Origin of the sequence: Vibrio fluvialis, from assembly GCF_900460245.1 — a bacterium.
In the GTDB taxonomy this organism is placed as follows: Bacteria; Pseudomonadota; Gammaproteobacteria; order Enterobacterales; family Vibrionaceae; genus Vibrio; species Vibrio fluvialis.
In genome coordinates this window covers 1213312-1229877 of record NZ_UHIP01000001.1, presented here as the reverse complement: position 1 = coordinate 1229877, position 16566 = coordinate 1213312, and the positions used below count along the sequence as shown (strand labels likewise).

Annotated in this window: 16 protein-coding genes and 3 pseudogenes; 12 read left to right on the top strand and 7 right to left on the bottom strand. The window is 49.3% G+C overall.

Annotation, left to right across the window (positions count from 1 at the left end):
• Window position 1 precedes the first annotated feature (1 nt).
• Window positions 2-1186 (bottom strand): pentaheme c-type cytochrome TorC, encoded by a 1185-nt coding sequence (torC, locus tag DYA43_RS05875; protein WP_020330261.1) that lies wholly within the window; start codon window positions 1184-1186, stop codon window positions 2-4.
• A 49-nt stretch (window positions 1187-1235) separates the two neighbouring features.
• Complete coding sequence (torE, locus tag DYA43_RS05870; protein WP_020330260.1) at window positions 1236-1412, bottom strand: trimethylamine N-oxide reductase system protein TorE; 177 nt, start codon at window positions 1410-1412, stop codon at window positions 1236-1238.
• 420 nt (window positions 1413-1832) lie between these two features.
• Here torE and DYA43_RS05865 point away from each other — a divergent pair, with 420 nt between their 5' ends.
• A complete protein-coding gene (locus tag DYA43_RS05865; RefSeq protein WP_061056418.1) occupies window positions 1833-2633 on the top strand; it encodes an ABC transporter permease in 801 nt (266 codons plus the stop codon).
• Between the two features lie 212 nt (window positions 2634-2845).
• Here DYA43_RS05865 and focA read toward each other — a convergent pair whose 3' ends face one another.
• The gene (gene focA, locus DYA43_RS05860; protein WP_020330258.1) at window positions 2846-3688 is read right to left on the bottom strand and encodes a formate transporter FocA; all 843 of its coding nucleotides are present in this window, start codon (window positions 3686-3688) and stop codon (window positions 2846-2848) included.
• 410 nt (window positions 3689-4098) lie between these two features.
• On the opposite strand from focA, the gene DYA43_RS05855 reads away from it, so the two are divergent.
• Window positions 4099-4332, top strand: a complete 234-nt coding sequence (locus DYA43_RS05855) for a TIGR02647 family protein (RefSeq protein ID WP_020330257.1) — start codon at window positions 4099-4101, stop codon at window positions 4330-4332.
• Between the two features lie 34 nt (window positions 4333-4366).
• Here DYA43_RS05855 and DYA43_RS05850 read toward each other — a convergent pair whose 3' ends face one another.
• On the bottom strand, window positions 4367-4795 hold the full coding sequence (locus DYA43_RS05850; RefSeq protein ID WP_020330256.1) for a PACE efflux transporter: 429 nt from the start codon (window positions 4793-4795) through the stop codon (window positions 4367-4369).
• A gap of 85 nt (window positions 4796-4880) precedes the next feature.
• Between DYA43_RS05850 and DYA43_RS05845 the strand changes: the two genes are divergently transcribed.
• The 3 genes and pseudogenes from DYA43_RS05845 (at window position 4881) to DYA43_RS05835 (ending at window position 7223) form a co-directional block, all read left to right on the top strand.
• A complete protein-coding gene (locus tag DYA43_RS05845) occupies window positions 4881-5771 on the top strand; it encodes a LysR family transcriptional regulator (RefSeq protein WP_061056417.1) in 891 nt (296 codons plus the stop codon).
• Complete coding sequence (locus DYA43_RS05840) at window positions 5768-6598, top strand: NAD(P)H-binding protein (RefSeq protein WP_061056416.1); 831 nt, start codon at window positions 5768-5770, stop codon at window positions 6596-6598. Before DYA43_RS05845 ends, DYA43_RS05840 begins: the two co-directional genes overlap by 4 nt.
• A pseudogene (locus DYA43_RS05835) lies at window positions 6591-7223 on the top strand (YdcF family protein). The gene DYA43_RS05840 and the pseudogene DYA43_RS05835 overlap by 8 nt, the downstream one beginning before the upstream one ends.
• A 59-nt stretch (window positions 7224-7282) precedes the next feature.
• Here DYA43_RS05835 and DYA43_RS05830 read toward each other — a convergent pair.
• The gene (locus DYA43_RS05830; RefSeq protein WP_020428687.1) at window positions 7283-7861 is read right to left on the bottom strand and encodes a thymidine kinase; all 579 of its coding nucleotides are present in this window, start codon (window positions 7859-7861) and stop codon (window positions 7283-7285) included.
• 130 nt (window positions 7862-7991) lie between these two features.
• Window positions 7992-9776: an aspartate--tRNA ligase gene (gene aspS / locus DYA43_RS05825; protein ID WP_061056415.1), complete on the bottom strand. Its 1785-nt coding sequence runs from the start codon at window positions 9774-9776 to the stop codon at window positions 7992-7994.
• Between the two features lie 324 nt (window positions 9777-10100).
• On the opposite strand from aspS, the gene DYA43_RS05820 reads away from it, so the two are divergent.
• From DYA43_RS05820 to DYA43_RS05795, 7 genes and pseudogenes are all read left to right on the top strand, one after another.
• Window positions 10101-10967 carry a DUF72 domain-containing protein gene (locus DYA43_RS05820; protein WP_172465279.1) on the top strand — a complete coding sequence of 289 codons (867 nt, stop codon included), beginning with the start codon at window positions 10101-10103 and terminating at the stop codon, window positions 10965-10967.
• Window positions 10968-11118: 151 nt separating this feature from the next.
• Window positions 11119-11847, top strand: coding sequence for a carboxy-S-adenosyl-L-methionine synthase CmoA (gene cmoA / locus DYA43_RS05815; RefSeq protein WP_020330249.1), 729 nt, complete (start codon window positions 11119-11121; stop codon window positions 11845-11847).
• A gap of 93 nt (window positions 11848-11940) precedes the next feature.
• Window positions 11941-12912 carry a tRNA 5-methoxyuridine(34)/uridine 5-oxyacetic acid(34) synthase CmoB gene (gene cmoB, locus DYA43_RS05810; RefSeq protein ID WP_020330248.1) on the top strand — a complete coding sequence of 324 codons (972 nt, stop codon included), beginning with the start codon at window positions 11941-11943 and terminating at the stop codon, window positions 12910-12912.
• Window positions 12913-13025: 113 nt separating this feature from the next.
• A pseudogene (locus DYA43_RS23315) lies at window positions 13026-13242 on the top strand (ATP-dependent Zn protease); the annotation flags it as partial.
• Window positions 13243-13328: 86 nt separating this feature from the next.
• A pseudogene (locus DYA43_RS23310) lies at window positions 13329-13763 on the top strand (ATP-dependent zinc protease family protein); the annotation flags it as partial.
• A gap of 16 nt (window positions 13764-13779) precedes the next feature.
• Window positions 13780-15288, top strand: a complete 1509-nt coding sequence (locus DYA43_RS05800) for an inactive transglutaminase family protein (protein ID WP_020330245.1) — start codon at window positions 13780-13782, stop codon at window positions 15286-15288.
• A 1-nt stretch (window position 15289) separates the two neighbouring features.
• Window positions 15290-16255, top strand: coding sequence for an alpha-L-glutamate ligase-like protein (locus DYA43_RS05795; protein WP_061056413.1), 966 nt, complete (start codon window positions 15290-15292; stop codon window positions 16253-16255).
• A gap of 51 nt (window positions 16256-16306) precedes the next feature.
• Here DYA43_RS05795 and DYA43_RS23045 read toward each other — a convergent pair whose 3' ends face one another.
• Window positions 16307-16441: a hypothetical protein gene (locus DYA43_RS23045; RefSeq protein WP_255283833.1), complete on the bottom strand. Its 135-nt coding sequence runs from the start codon at window positions 16439-16441 to the stop codon at window positions 16307-16309.
• Window positions 16442-16566 lie beyond the last annotated feature (125 nt).

The window sequence follows — 16566 nt, the reverse complement described above, 5'->3', positions numbered from 1 at the left end:
ATTAATGGTGGCCTTCAGCAAAATCTGAAGAGTGTTTTTGCAGATACTTCAGTACCAGGGCTTCACTGTCGGTATCGAAGTTAACGAATGCCAGCATACCGTCGAACATGCCCGGCCAAGTGTTGGCATCGAAGTGCGCTTCATCCGGTTGGGTGTGACATACCGAACAGTTGGTTTTGTAAGCTTCACGCGCTTTTTCCCACACCGGCTGCACATCGTTGAGCATGGCTTCTTTCTTCATCCACACTTTGGCCGTCACTTGTTCCCAAGGCAGACCTGTCAGGTCGTCGACTTTCTTCTCGCCTACCGTCACAATTTGATCCGACAGCGCGGCGTCTTTCAGCAGTGAACCGACAGCGATGTTCATACCGAAATCTTCCTGAATCACGCGGCCAAAGCCTTTCGCTTTACGCCAGCCAGAGATTTCGACCTGCATCATGTCGCCTTGCTCAGCCAACACCTTCACTTCCGATGCCGGGTTGAGCAGACCCGCTTCAACTTGGGCTTGCACATCTTCATACAGTGGCAGATGACGCACGCTGACCAGCGTTTCGCCGTTGGCATAATCGGTATTCGATGCCATGCCTTCCAGTTCACCAATCAGGCCTCCGGAGCTGTCCATATTTTTCGGCAGGTTGTGCGCAATGCCTTTGTGACAATCGATACAGCTTTGATCCCGCTCCGCCGCTTGCTTCATCTGAATGCGCGCGGTTGGCGACATTTGCTCAAAGTCCATCGAGTCGTAGTTGTGACAGTTTTTACATTCAAGGGATTTGTTGGCCGAGAAGCGATCCCATTCATGCTTGGCTAACTCAATGCGACGCTCTTCGAATTTCTCGGGCGTGCCCAGATCGCCAAAGACTTGCGCGAACACCTCTTTAGAAGCCTGCATCTTACGAGCAATTTTTGAGGTCCAGTCGTGTGGTACATGACAATCCGGACAAGTGGCGCGTACGCCGGAATGGTTCTTCCAGTGCACGGTCTCTTGCAGCTCAACATACACGTTGTCACGCATGGTATGGCAGCTAATACAAAACTCTTCGGTGTTGGTGGCTTCCAGCGCGGTATTGAAACCACCCCAGAAAATCACCCCGGCAATAAAACCACCCATGGTCAGTACACCCAAACTGATGTGTACTGCTGGTCGCGTCATGGTACGCCACATTTTCACTATCAAAGATTTCATGTTTCGTTCTCTTAAAATGTCGTTGAGCAGAGGAGAGGGTGAACGACCATTAGCCGTGCGCACCTGGTGGTCCAAAGACGAACATCTGAAGCATCCAAACGATGAATCCATATCCGCCGACAAACGCGACACTTAAAATCGGAAACAGAACTACAGTGATGAAGAGGAATGACTTCCACTCCAGAGAGCGTTTTTCGACGCCCTCAATTTTATTAACATCACTCATACATTTGCCTATTTAAATTGAAGGTATTTTGACCAAGTGAAATTATTTTTTTCCACTCGTTCGTTATTAATTAGGCAAAATGCTAAACCATAAAATTAGTAAGGTTCAATCGAATTACTGCTTTCAACCCTTGTTATTCAATACTTTTTTGAGTTAGAACGGAGATGTGTTCAATTAAAAAATCGTGTTAAAGAATATGAACAGTTATGAAAAAATAATATTATTTCCAATATGTGAAAACCGATCATAAAAATTAACTTCCCACATATTTAAATGGCTAAAAATAATTAAAATAATTCTCTTCTCACTCGAAATATCGAGCCATTTGTTAGCAACTCTTTGCCGTTATGTTTCAAGAACATCACTGATAAACCGGACCATTTCCTGCTAAATTAAACAGAAAAAATTGAGGAGAAAAATATGAGCAGTGTCGTCGATATTTCGTGGTGGCAATTAGGGCTATTCAGCATGTTGCTGGCCATCCCGCTGGCTGTGAACACCTACCACCAACTGGATATCGGTAAAGAGATGTTGTGGTCAGTTGCCAGAATGGCGCTACAACTGCTTCTGGTCGGAATCTATCTGGAATATCTGTTTGCCCATAACAATCTGTGGGTCAACTTAGCGTGGCTGATGGTAATGATTGGCGTCGGCGCAAGCTCGATTGTGTCGAAAGCCAAGCTGCCCGTTAAACTGCTCATCGGGCCGATTATTGCGGGTTTAGCCGTCGGGTTGTTTCCTCTCATTATCCTGCTGTGTGTGGCTGTAGTGCAGCCCACGCCATGGTACAGCGCGCAATATATGATTCCCCTTGCGGGGATGCTACTGGGCAACAGTCTGAGTGGCAACATCGTCGCCTTGCAGAACCTGTTTACGGCGTATAAAGAGCGGCGTAGCGAATATGAAGGAGCCCTGTCACTGGGCGCATCGCCTATTTATGCTTCGCGCGGTTTTGTGCGCAGTGCTCTGCGTAAAGCCAGTGCGCCACTGCTGGCGTCGATGGCGGCAACGGGCTTGGTCACCCTCCCCGGAATGATGACTGGTCAAATTTTAGGCGGCACTTCACCTCTCATTGCCATTAAGTATCAATTGCTGATCATGATCGCCATTTTCGTGATGATGAATATTTCTCTGACTTTATCGGTTCATCTCACGCTACGCGTGGCCTTGAGCAAAGAAGGACGGGTAAAAGTCCGTTTTACTGACGAAAACAGTGAATAAAGTCTTGTTGGCATGGAGGCCACGGCACGCGCCAATCCAGTGCAGTTGTCGCACGATGTTTGTGCGCCTTTTGCAACAAAAATCATTCATTTAAGGTTACTCACTCCCTTTGAAACAAGTTATCCACAGAAAATGTGGATAACCGTGAAAAACAAAAAACGCCACAAAGTGGCGTTTTCAGTGAAAATTGCAGTTAACACGCGATTATCGCATCAGTCTTTCAGGTAAATCAGCCAGTACCACATACCGACAAATACCCCGCCGCCAACGATGTTGCCCAGCGTCACCGGAATCAGGTTGTTCACGAAGAAGGTCATAAAGTTCAGATCCGCGTAATGCGCGATATCAGCACCTGTCATTTGCCAGAACGATTCCGGAGCGAAGTATTTGATACCAATCGCCATCGGCACCTGGAACATGTTGGCAATGCAGTGCTCAAAACCTGAAGAAACAAACATCGCTACAGGCAGAATCATTACCATGACTTTGTCTGTCAGAGAGCGGGCACTGAACGTCATCCACACCGCCAGACACACCAGAATGTTACACATCAAGCCAAGAGAAAACGCCTGAATAAAGGTGTGATGCAACTTATGCTGAGAAATCGCCATCGCATTCAGACCAAGCTGACCACCGTCTTCCATATACTGCTTGGTCGACAGCATGATGATCACCAACAGAATGGATCCCGCCATATTACCGAAATAGACTACTATCCAGTTTTTGACCAACTGCATCCAGGAGATCTTACCACTGGCTTTAGCCACCAGCGTCAGCACCGTGCTGGTAAACAGTTCACCACCTGTGATAACCACCAGAATTAGGCCCAGACTGAAGGCAAGACCGCCAAGCAGTTTGGTCACACCGTAAGGCATATCGTGTGCACCGGTCGTGACGACGGTGTAAAAGACAAAGGCGATACCGATATGAATGCCAGCCGAGATAGCAAGAAGAAAAGATTTGTAAGCCGGCTTAGTGGCTTTGCTGACACCAGTGTCTGCGGCGCGTTCTGCCATTTGCGGCGGCAGCAGTGAGTCGAATTGGTTGAGGTCCATAGTCGTTGTTACATTTCGATACAAATACAAAGAGTGGCGGATAATCGCTCTATTTCCCCGTTAATTCAAGGGCTATTTCTTATGTTTACCAAATTTGTTTTTATCGTGACATGAAACGGTCAAATTGATAAACATCTGATTTCGTATTATTTACAAATCAGCAAAAGAGCGACACGGTTTATAGCATTGATATTAAAGATAATTCATTACAGCCCGAAAACAATGTAGTCGTTTGGATTTTGTTATGAATAATATTCATAAGTTTGAATATTTTTATTTCGAAATCCTCTATTAACCTGCTGAAAAAATCATCATAACAGTTCGATATAACACTTCTGTTTTTATGGGATTGCATGATTGGATTTGCCCGCCTATTGTGAACCTAAATCAACCATTAATAAGGGCTTACGATGAAATTTTCTCAACAGCATCTCGACGAACTGAATCTGCTTCTCCAGTTCGATATCGGCAGTGCCGCGACGGGAATCAAAGTTCACACCGATGCCTCTGAAGCGGCACAAGGTGCCGTTCAGCGTTTATATGATAAAGGACTGTGCACCCTGCCCGATGGTGGTTATCTGACCAATGAAGGGATTGAGATGGCCGAGCAGGCCGACCGACTGTTACGCGTGCTGAGCGCATAACTGACAAGAGCGCCAATCGGCGCTCTTTTTGTTTCTACTGCATTTTGGTGGCAACCACCCAGCGCTGATAAGGCTGAAGTTTGTCGTAACACCAGTTGAACACAATCGTATAGAAGAAGAAAAAAGTCAGAAATCCGGCTTCCAGCAGCAGCGCGGTAGCCCACGAGACTTGTAAGAACCATGCGATCACAGGCACGGTGACAAACACCAAGCTCCCTTCAAAACCCACCGCATGTAACACTCGGATTTTTGCCCCACGCTGACTGCGATCGGCCCCAAACAGGCGATCAAACCCTACGTTGTAGACATAATTCCACAGCACAGTGAATAAGCTCAAGCCAACACCAATTAATGCCAAGCTACCGCTGCTTTTACCTGACAGTAACGCGCCAAGCGGCACCACAAATAGCAAGGCAATCAGCTCAAAACTTACCGCATGAAATAAACGTTCTTTGTTCGACATTATCCGTTGCTCCACATCTGGACATGGAACTATTTTCATCTAGTATTACGATAGATATAAGTTAGATACCATCAGTAAAAACGATATGTTTAGTATTGAACAACTCGAAGCCTTTATCGCTACCGTGGAATGCGGATCATTTTCCAGTGCCGCACGCAAATTAGGCAAGGTGCAGTCGGCGATAAGCCAACATGTGATGAATCTGGAAATTGACTGTAACAGCCAGTTGTTTGAACGCCAGGGACGTTACCCCGTGCTTACTCCCGCAGGTCATAAGTTACTGCCTTACGCGCAAGCCACCGTTCAGCAGCATAAGCGCCTCATCCAACAAGCGACAGGCCTCTCGAACGAAGGCAATCAGCAACTGACACTGGCTCTCGATGAAGGTATTTTGCTCTCCGGACTGACATCCTTGCTGGCCAAACTCGAAGTGGAATTTCCACTCATTGAGCTGGAGTGTCTGAGCGCCTCCAGTAAAGATGTGATAGAGATGATTGAAAGTGGCCGTGCGACATGTGGGCTGATCTTCAGTGAACTGGTGCTGCCGGACACGTTGGATTTTGAGTCCATCGGCTCAATTAAATTTGATGTGTACGTCTCCAGTCAACATGCCCTCGCCCAGTCCGTCGCCCCACACATTGATGCGCTGCGGCTGCACAGGCAACTTGCGATTCGTTCCCGCAACCACACCGCCAGCAGCTTTCATCAGCCACACAGCCCGGATGTATGGTACGCTGACAATTATTATTTATTGCTGGATTTAGCTATCCATGGTTTTGGCTGGTGTTTGCTGCCCACCCATCTTGCTCACGCAGAAGTGCACAGCGGCAGACTCGTGCGGGTTCCGGTCGCTTTCGAACAACTGGCCTGGTACACCAATGTCGATGTCATTCAACATCATCAATACGCTCAGGATTCGATTCATCGGCGCACTCGTGAACTGCTGCGCCAACTGTTTAAAGGACAATCACAATGAAGCATATCGCCATCATCGGCGCTGGTTGGCTTGGTCTGCCACTGGCAAAGCATCTTCAGTCGCTTGGTTATCAGGTCAGTGCCAGCCGGACTTCGCAGCAAGGTGTCGACGAACTCAAACAGCACGACATAGACAGTTTCATCTGCGATCTCAGCCAATCGGATCATTTCGCAGACACATTAGCGTCGTTGCATTGCGATACTGTAGTCGGTAGCTTTCCACCCGGCTTTCGACGCGGACAAGGTGCAGAATACGCCACACAATGGCAACAACTGGTGAATGCAGCCAAAGCGGCGCACTGCAAGAAAGTGGTGATGGTCAGTTCGACCACCGTATACCCGGACAGAGCAGAAACCATGGACGAAACAAAAGCGACACTTGCGTTGGCCCTCTCTCAGCCCGATTTCTCAGCCAACGCAAAAGTGATGTTGCAAGCCGAGCAAAGCGTCATAGACTCAGGGCTTGAGTATGCGATCGTCCGTTGCAGCGGCCTGATTGGCCCAAGCCGTCACCCGGCCCGTTTTGCCGCAAGGTTGAAACAAGTCAGCACTCTGGCGCCAGCCAACATGCTGCATCAGGCAGACGCCGTTGGTGCCGTCGCTTTTGCGGTTGAACATCTTGATCATGATGTGGTCAACGCGACGACACCGCATACTGTCAGCAAAGCCGAATTCTATCAAGCCGCGTTGCAAGCTGTTTCTTCCGACGAGGCTCTGCCGCCAGTCGTCGAGATTGCCGACAAGTTGATTGTCAGCGATAAATTGGCGAAGGCGGGATATCAGTTTCACTATTCACACACTCTGGAGGCCTTAAATGGCGATGAGTAAACATCTATACCAGCATCTCGAAACGCTTTGGCAATACATGCAAATGGGACATCAGCTCAACGCCGCGGATGTCATTTTCGTCCCGGGCAGTAATGATACCCGAGTCGCTGAAGTTGCGGCCACGCTGTATCACAAAGGTCTGGCCCCGCTGATTGTGTTCTCTGGTGGCCATGGTCGTTTTACCGACGGTATTTTCGAACACAGTGAAGCGGTCACCTTCGCTCAGGTCGCCAAAGATTGCGGCGTGCCTTCGGACGCATTGTTGCTGGAGCCACGTTCAACCAACAGTGGTGAGAACGTGCAGTTCACATATGAACTGCTGAAGAAAAAAGGCATTTAGGTACGCAAAGTCATTCTGGTGCAAAAGCCATATATGGAGCGCCGAGCTTACGCCACATTTATGAAACAGTGGCCGGGTGAAATTGAATCGCTTCAGGTTACCTCAACCGGTGACAACTTCTTCGATTACCTGACCGAAGATCTCACACTGGATTTCGTGCTGGGCGCTCTGATTGGCGATTTCGAGCGTATCCAACACTACCCGGAAAAAGGTTACCAAATCGAGCAACCGATCCCGCCAGAAGTGGAAGCCGCATATCAGGCGCTGAAACCACTCGCCGCTTAAACTTCAAGAAAAAAGGATGGGTTGCCCCATCCTTTTATGTTTCATTTTTAAACGCAGTCTTAACGCCCCAGCGCTTCTTTATAATGCTGGCGGCACACCGACACATATTTGTCATTGCCACCAATAGCAACCTGATCGCCCTCTGAAATCGCATTGCCGTGCTCGTCAGTGCGAATCACCATATTTGCTTTGCGGCCACAATGACAGATAGTTTTCAGCTCAATCAGCTTATCGGCCCACGACAACAGGTACTTACTGCCTTCAAACAGCTCGCCCAGAAAGTCGGTGCGCAAACCGTAACACAGAACCGGAATATCCAATTTATCCACGACTTCCGTCAGTTGGTAAACTTGCTCTTTAGAGAGAAACTGGCACTCATCCACCAGCACACAGTGGCGTTTTTCATTCTGATGCAGCTGTTTAATGCTATCAAACAGATTGGTATCCGAGGTGAACAGGTGTGCGTCCGCTTCAAGGCCAATTCGCGAGCTGACTTTGCCCACGCCAAAACGATCGTCGATCGCGGCCGTGAAGATCACAGGCGTCATGCCTCGTTCCTGATAGTTAAACGATGATTGAAGCAGTGTGGTCGACTTACCCGCATTCATTGCCGAGTAATAAAAATACATCTGAGCCAAAAGTGCTGTTTCCTGTCTAAAACTAAAATTCGCGCAATTATAAGCGGCTTGGCGTAGTGATTGCCTTAACTCGCTTCGCAATTGCGCGATAAGAAATAAAAAAGGGTGGCTAAGCCACCCTGTATAACGCTTATTCTGCTTTCTCTGCTTTTTCTTTTGCCACAGTAACCGCAATCGCCAGCTCTTCCAGAGCCGCTGGGTTTGCCAGGCTCGGCGCGTCGGTGAGCAGACACGCAGCCGCTGTGGTTTTCGGGAACGCGATAACATCACGGATGTTTTCGGTGCCACACAACAGCATCACCAGACGGTCTAGGCCGAACGCCAGACCCGCATGCGGAGGCGTACCGAACTTCAGCGCATCCAGCAGGAAGCCAAACTTAAGTTGTTGTTCTTCAGCTTCAATGCCCAGCAGGTCAAAGACTGCTGCCTGCATTTTCGCATCGTGAATACGTACAGAACCACCGCCCACTTCGTAGCCGTTCAACACCATGTCGTAAGCATTCGATAGCGCGCCTTCTGGATTCGCTTTCAGCTCTTCCGGAGTCATGTTCAGAGGAGAAGTGAATGGGTGGTGCATCGCTGCTACATTACCTTCGTCATCCGATTCAAACATTGGGAAATCAACCACCCATAGTGGTGCCCATGTTGAGTCGTTGGTGATGCCCAGATCTTTACCCACTTTCAGACGCAGTGCGCCAATAGCTTCCGCCACTACGTTGGCTTTGTCTGCGCCAAACAGAATGATGTCGCCAGATTGTGCACCAGTGCGTTCGATAATCGCAGTAACGATCTCTTCAGTTAGGAACTTCGCCACTGGAGACTGAATGCCTTCCATACCGGCAGCCAGGTCGTTAACTTTCAGCCATGCCAGACCTTTCGCGCCGTAAATTGCAACAAAAGACGTGTATTCATCGATTTGTTTACGAGTCAGAGCCGCACCACCAGGAACGCGCAGCGCCGCAACGCGACCTTTTTCATCGTTCGCCGGGCCAGAGAAGACTTTGAAATCCACCTCTTTCAGCAGGTCAGCCACATCAACCAGTTCCATTGGGTTACGAAGATCTGGTTTGTCGCTACCGAAACGACGCATCGCTTCGCTGTATGGCATCACAGGGAAATCACCCAGATCCACGTCCAGCAGCTCCAGCCACATTTCGCGAATCATTTTTTCGGTGATGGCACGTACTTCATCAGACGTCATGAATGACGTTTCAATATCGATCTGAGTGAATTCAGGCTGACGGTCAGCACGCAGGTCTTCGTCGCGGAAACATTTTACGATTTGGTAGTAACGGTCAAAGCCAGACATCATCAGCAGCTGTTTAAACAACTGAGGTGACTGTGGCAGTGCGTAGAAGCTGCCTTTGTGAACACGGCTTGGTACCAGGTAGTCACGCGCGCCTTCTGGCGTTGCTTTGGTCAGTACTGGTGTTTCGATATCCAGGAAGCCGTTAGTATCTAAGAAACGACGAACGAAGCTTGATGCTTTTGCGCGCAGTTTAATGCGGTCGCTCATTTCCGGACGACGCAGGTCCAGGTAACGGTATTTCAGACGTTGCTCTTCTGAGTTCTTCTGGTTGAAGTCCAGTGGCAATACGTCAGAACGGTTAATGATCTGCAGGCCTTTTGCCAGTACTTCTACTTCACCGGTTGCCATATCTTTGTTGATTTGGCTCTCTGGACGAGTGCGTACTTCGCCAGTCAGTTTGATACAGAATTCATTGCGAAGCTGGTTTGCCACTTCAAAAACGTCTGCCATATCGGGATCAACAACCACCTGAACGACGCCTTCACGATCTCGCATATCAATGAAGATCAGTCCGCCTAAATCACGACGGCGGTTTACCCAGCCGCAAAGCTCTACAGTTTGTCCTGCGAGGGACTTGTTCAGGTGACCACAATAATGGCTACGCATAATGAAATTCCCAATCTCTAATTAGTCATCAAATTCTAAGCTGCAGATTCGTGCTCCGACCTGCAGCGCAAAGTTCCATTTATACGCTGAAAGGCGCTTAAGATCGACCTTCCAGAATACAATTTGTTGTGTTTTATCAAGCGCCGCTGTTTTTTAGTACAATAATCCGCCAAATCAGCGATTAAAGCGCCTTCAGCCCGCAAAATTGGCGCTGATTATATACCCAAGTGTTCGCAAAATGCGAGGTCACTTGGGTCAAGAGATAATCTGTCGTATCCTGCCTTTTGCAAATCACCGAAAAATGGAAAAGTTGAGTACTTCGCAATGACCCACCTTCCTCTTCGATTGGGGCTGACCATGTGGTCTCATCCGGCATGGCAAAGCAGCTTTTATGGCAGTGGCACACAAGCCGCGGAACGTTTAGCCAAATACGCTCAAGTCTTTCATACCGTGGAAGGCAACACCACTTTTTACGCTTCCCCTTCTCCGTCCACCGTGCAGAACTGGAAGTCAGCCACGCACGATGCGTTTCGCTTCACGTTTAAATTGCCCAAAAGCATTACCCATCAAAACCTGCTGGTGGGCTGTCAGGATGAGTTAAAGGCGTTTATGACACTGATGGAGCCGCTGCACGACCGGGTCGGGATGTGGACAATTCAACTGCCAGCCGCTTTTGGGCCGGAACATCTCGAACAGCTGAAAAAATTTCGTGCTTATTTCCCTTCAGAGTTCCCACTTGGGGTCGAAGTGCGCCACCTGGCCTACTTTGCCAAAGGCGAAGCCGAACGTGCACTCAATCAGTGGTTAATCGAGGAACGCATCGATCGCATCATCATGGATAGCCGTCCCGTGTTTGCGGCCGAACCGTGCAATGAAGTGATCATCGATGCGCAGATGAAAAAACCCAAAGTGCCGGTGCACGCGATTGCGACAGCAGAGAAGCCGATGATTCGCTTTATCGGCCATCCGGATATGGATGCCAACCTGCCCTTTTTTACGCCCTGGTTGCATAAGCTGACACAGTGGATAAATGAAGAAAAGCAACCTTACGTGATGATTCATACCCCCGACAATAACTTCGCACCAGAACTGGCGGTCAAGCTCTATCAATCTTTGCAGGCATCCCTGACCCTGCCTGACCTGGCGCCGTTTCCGGCTCAGGATGGTAACAATCAACTGGCCATGTTTTAGGCATTGATTCCAGCGTTCACCGCGGCTTAAGAATTTACCGGGAGGAAAGGCCGCCTGTTTAATGACAGAAGGCGAAATTTTTCATAAAATACGCGCCTTTTCTTGAGCCTGATGCATTGTTCAGGCTGACGCTAACCGCCGTGAGGTTACCATGAGCAACAAAGACACTATCTTCTCAGCCCCTATCGACAAGATCGGAGACTTTACGTTTGATGAACGTGTGGTCGAAGTCTTTCCGGATATGATTCAGCGATCGGTACCCGGTTACGCCAATATCATTTCCGCCATTGGCATGCTGGCTGAGCGCTTTGCCAAGCCTCACAGTAACTTGTACGACCTGGGCTGTTCGTTGGGAGCGGCAACCCTTTCGATGCGTCGCAACATCAAGCAGGAAGGCTGTAAAATTATCGGCGTCGATAACTCTGCGGCCATGGTTGAACGTTGCAAGCTGCACGTCAACGCTTACCGTTCAGATACGCCAGTTGAGATTATCGAAGCGGACATTCGAAACATCGACATCAAAAATGCTTCCGTGGTGGTGCTGAACTTCACGCTGCAATTTCTGTCACCGGAAGATCGCTATACGCTGCTGGAAAAAATCTATGCCGGGCTGCGTCCGGGTGGCATTTTGATCCTGTCTGAAAAGTTTGTCTTTGAAAATCAGGTAGCCAACGAGTTGCTGATTGATCTGCACCACGACTTTAAACGTGCCAACGGCTACAGCGAGCTGGAAATCAGCCAGAAACGCAGTGCGATTGAAAACGTGATGCGTCCGGATTCTGTCGAAACACACAAAGCTCGCTTTGAGCAACTGGGCTTTTCCAGCTATGAAGTCTGGTTCCAGTGCTTTAACTTCGGCTCGATGTTCGCCATTAAATAATTGGTTTTAGCAACGCGTTCCCTGCCCTGACGGAACTCATGTTGCCTTTTTGATGACGTCAGGGCGCAGATGTCGCTATTTAGGAAACCCGCCATGTTTGACTTTGGTAACGTTTATTCACTGCTGGCCCAGGACACCCGTCTTCAGCCTTGGCTCAAAATTCTGCCGCAGCAACTGTCTGACTGGCAAGAACAAAGCCACGGAGATATGGACCGCTGGTTACGTGCCTTAAAGAAAATCCCCGATTTCAAACCAGACAATATTGACCTGAAAGATTCGGTGAGCGTGAGCAACAGCGAACCGCTGCCATTGGGCGAGCAGAAGAAGCTGGAAAGCCTGCTGAAAATGTTCCACCCGTGGCGTAAAGGCCCTTATCACCTGCATGGCATTCATATTGACACGGAATGGCGTTCAGACTGGAAATGGGACCGATTGTTGCCACACATCTCACCTCTGAAAGGCCGTAGTGTGCTGGATGTCGGCTGCGGCAACGGTTACCACATGTGGCGTATGCTGGGTGAAGGCGCGCATCAGGTCATTGGTATCGACCCTTCTGAACTGTTTTTGATCCAGTTCGAAGCGGTGCGCAAATTAATGGGCAACAATCAGAACATTCACCTGCTCCCACTGGGCATTGAACAGCTTCCGGAACTGGAAGCCTTTGACACCGTATTCAGCATGGGCGTACTGTATCACCGTCGCTCGCCACTCGACCATCTTATCCAGTTGAAAAATCAACTGATTTCTGGCGGCGAACTGATTCTGGAAACGCTCGTCATCGAAGGGGATGAAAACGCTGTGCTGGTGCCGTTCGACCGATACGCACAAATGCGCAATGTGTACTTCTTCCCTTCGGCTCTCGCTCTGAAAGTGTGGTTGGAAAAAGTCGGGTTTGAAGACGTTCGTATTGTCGATGAAAACGTGACATCACTGGGTGAACAACGTACGACGGAATGGATGACTCATAATTCACTGCCAGACTACATTGACCCGAATGATCCAACGAAGACAGTGGAAGGCTACCCGGCACCGCGCCGCGCGATTTTGGTCGCTAAAAAGCCATAATTGACACAGTTTTAACTCGCCTTTAGGCCGATAAGACTACCCTAGCACGGGATGCTTGCTGCATCCTTTGCTAAATTTGATAAATCAACTGATAACCAAGAATAAGGTCGCAAATGTTTAAGCGAATCGCACCCGTTGTTGCACTTAGCATGCTTTCCGGTTGCACATTATTGAAGGGTGATGAATACCATCAAGCTACGCTGGACGCGATTCAACAGTCCGAATCCAACCTTGCCAACAAATTCACCAATCTTGAACTTCAAATCAGTAATCAGCTCGATTACATCGATAGCCTGGAAAGTCAGGTCGTTTCCCTCAAATCTGAAGTAAAAGAACTCAAAGTTATTGCAGCAAAACCCCAGCCTGCGACTCAAGCACAACCTAAAGCCGCTCCGCCGATCATCGTAGAAGCCACGCCTCGTCACGAAGTGGTGCTCGGTGAGATTGAAAAAGTCACCATTGATGCCATTAAGAAAGGTTTTGATGCCCGTATTGATACTGGCGCGGCAACCTCTTCGTTGAATGCGGTCGACATCGAAGAGTTCGAGCGCAACGGCAAGAACTGGGTGCGTTTCCATCTTACTGATGAAACCGGTGCCAAGGACGAGAACAGTTGGATTGAAGCTCCGATCCTACGCTACGTGCGTATTCGCCAATCCACCAGTGAGCAAACCGAACGCCGGGCCGTGGTGGAATTGTGGGTAAAATTGGGCTCTATCCACGAAAAAACACAGTTCACGCTAGCAGACCGCTCACAGATGAGCCATCCTATTCTTCTTGGCCGCGAGTTTATCCGCGACATCGCGGTTGTTGATGTAAGTCGCAAGTATATTCAGACAGAAACCAAATAAAATAATAAGGCCACTTATGACGTCACGAGTTCCGTTTTATCTATCTATATTTTTGTTGGTAGCGGCTGGCATTACTTTGAGTGTCATGCGCCACCAAAGCTATGGAGTACCTTGGACGCCGGGTGAAACGCGTCAGGTTTGGGATGTAGAGGCTCGCATTGAGTTCATCGCCCAGGGTAAAGAAGCCAAAGTCTCTCTCGCCGCTCCTCATACCCAAGATGGTTACACGCTGGTCGGTGAAAACGCCTCTTCTCCGGGTTACGGCATCTCTTACGTCACCACCGAATCCGGCCGCCGCGCCGAATGGTCAATCCGTCACGCCAGTGGTCCTCAGACAATCTATTACAAAGCGCAATTTTTGGTAGACCCACAGGCTAAGAGCACACCGATTCCACCGAATGGTGAAATTGTTAAGCCAACGTTTGATGGGCCGGAAGAAGCCGCTGCCGTCGCTGTCATTGAACGCGCCAATCGCCTGTCTGCCGATCACGTAACCTTTGCCCGCGAACTGATCAAAACGTTGAACGATTCTGAAAGCCAGAATGCGTCACTGCTGCTGAACAACAAATCCAAAGTGGATACCGCTCAGAAACTGCTGTCTTACGCGCAGGTTCCGAACAAAGTTGTCGGTGTTATTCAGTTGGAAGACGGCCGTCGTCGTCAGACGATTCAACACATGAACGAAGTGTGGAACGGCAAGAAATGGGTACTGTTTAACCCGGAAACTGGCACTCAGCCGACGCATCCAAACCTGCTGGTGTGGGATGAATCAAATGTGTCTCTGTTGGATGTCGTGGGCGGTCAGAACAGCCAGGTGCACTTCAGCATGATTGCTCAGGATGTCACACCACAGCAGGCAACCAACAGTAAAGTAGAATCGGATGGACTGTTGAACCTGTCCATTCACAGCCTGCCTCTTGAAGAACAGGCGATGTTCAAAACTATCATGTTGATCCCAATTGGCGCGCTCATCGTCGTATTCCTGCGCGTGATTATCGGTTTGAAAACATCCGGTACCTTTATGCCAGTGCTGATTGCGGTCGCGTTTGTACAGACTCAGTTAACCACGGGTATTGTCGGCTTCCTGCTGATTGTCGGTACTGGTTTGATCATTCGCAGCTACCTGTCGAAGCTCAATTTATTGCTGGTCGCCCGGATTTCGGCGGTCATCATCTCGGTTATCCTGATCATCTCTATTTTCACCGTTGTCGCGTTTAAAGTCGGTCTGACGGAAGGCCTGACCATCACATTCTTCCCGATGATCATTCTGTCTTGGACCATCGAACGCATGTCGATTCTGTGGGAAGAAGAAGGCGCGAAAGAAGTCATTCTTCAGGGTGGTGGTTCGCTGTTCACCGCAATACTGATTTATCTGGCGATGACAAACTCTTACGTTCAGCATCTGACCTTTAACTTTATCGGCCTGCAACTGATCGTTCTGGCAGCTATTCTGCTTCTGGGTACTTACACCGGATACCGCATTACAGAGCTGCGTCGCTTCAAACCACTAGCAGACGGAGATTAATATGTTTTTCTCTCTTTCTGAGTACACCTCCCCTTTTAAGCTACGCCATAAGGGGATCATGGGCATGAACAAGCGTAACCATAGCTACATTGGCCGCTACAATGATCGTTCCAAATTTCCGCTGGTGGATGACAAGCTCAAAACCAAATTGATCGCCCAGCGGGCCGGATGTACCGTCCCTCAACTGATCGGCGTGATCGGCAACCAGGGTGACGTGAAGCGCATCCACGATATGGTCAAAGAGTGGCCGGGCTTCGTCATCAAGCCGGCTCGTGGCAGTGGTGGTAAAGGTATTCTGGTGGTGGTTTCACACAAAGATGGTGTCTACACCAAACCTTCCGGTTCGACAATCGGCAAAGAGGATGTCGAACGCCACATCAGTAATGCGCTGGCCGGGCTTTTCTCTCTTGGCGGCAAAAACGATGTGGCCGTGGTGGAAAACCTGATTAAGTTTGATGACTGCTTTGATGGCTTCAGCTACGAAGGTGTGCCTGACGTACGTATCATTGTGTTTAAAGGCTATCCGGTCATGGCGATGATGCGCTTATCAACGTCGGCATCAGACGGTAAAGCAAACCTTCACCAAGGCGCTGTCGGTGTCGGGATTGATATCGCGACCGGTAAAGCTGTGCGCGCTGTACAGTTCAACCGTCCGGTCACGCATCACCCAGATACCGGTAAAGAGCTCAACACGCTGCAGGTTCCTCATTGGGAACGCTTACTGACTCTGGCGGCCAGTGCTTGGGAAATGACAGGTCTTGGCTACATTGGCACTGATATGGTGCTGGATAAAGAAGAAGGTCCTATGGTGCTGGAACTCAATGCGCGTCCGGGCTTGGCGATTCAAATTGCCAACGGTGCGGGCTTGCTGCCACGTTTGCATCATATTGAAAGTTTGGGCACACCATTGATCGCGCCAACGCCAGCGGAGCGCGTGGCCTATGCCGCTAAGCAGTTCGGACTGTGAGACAACGAATCGGGGCGCGTAAAGCGCCCTTTTTTATCTCGTCATCAAAATTCAGCGCTTCAGGTATCCCAGATTCAACAGCGTCAATCCAACAACAAAACAGACAAGTTGGAAAGTCGGTAGCACACCCGCCACTGCGCCTGACATCAATCCTGAACCTGAACTCACTGCGACAAGTTTGTACATCCTGGCCTCCTCAATTCAATCGCTGCATTTGAAATCTCAAACGCTTGAAGAGCAAACACCGTGACATTGATTGCGAGTCAATTCTCAGCACATGACGAAACCGGCATCTGTCGTTGACCGATGGC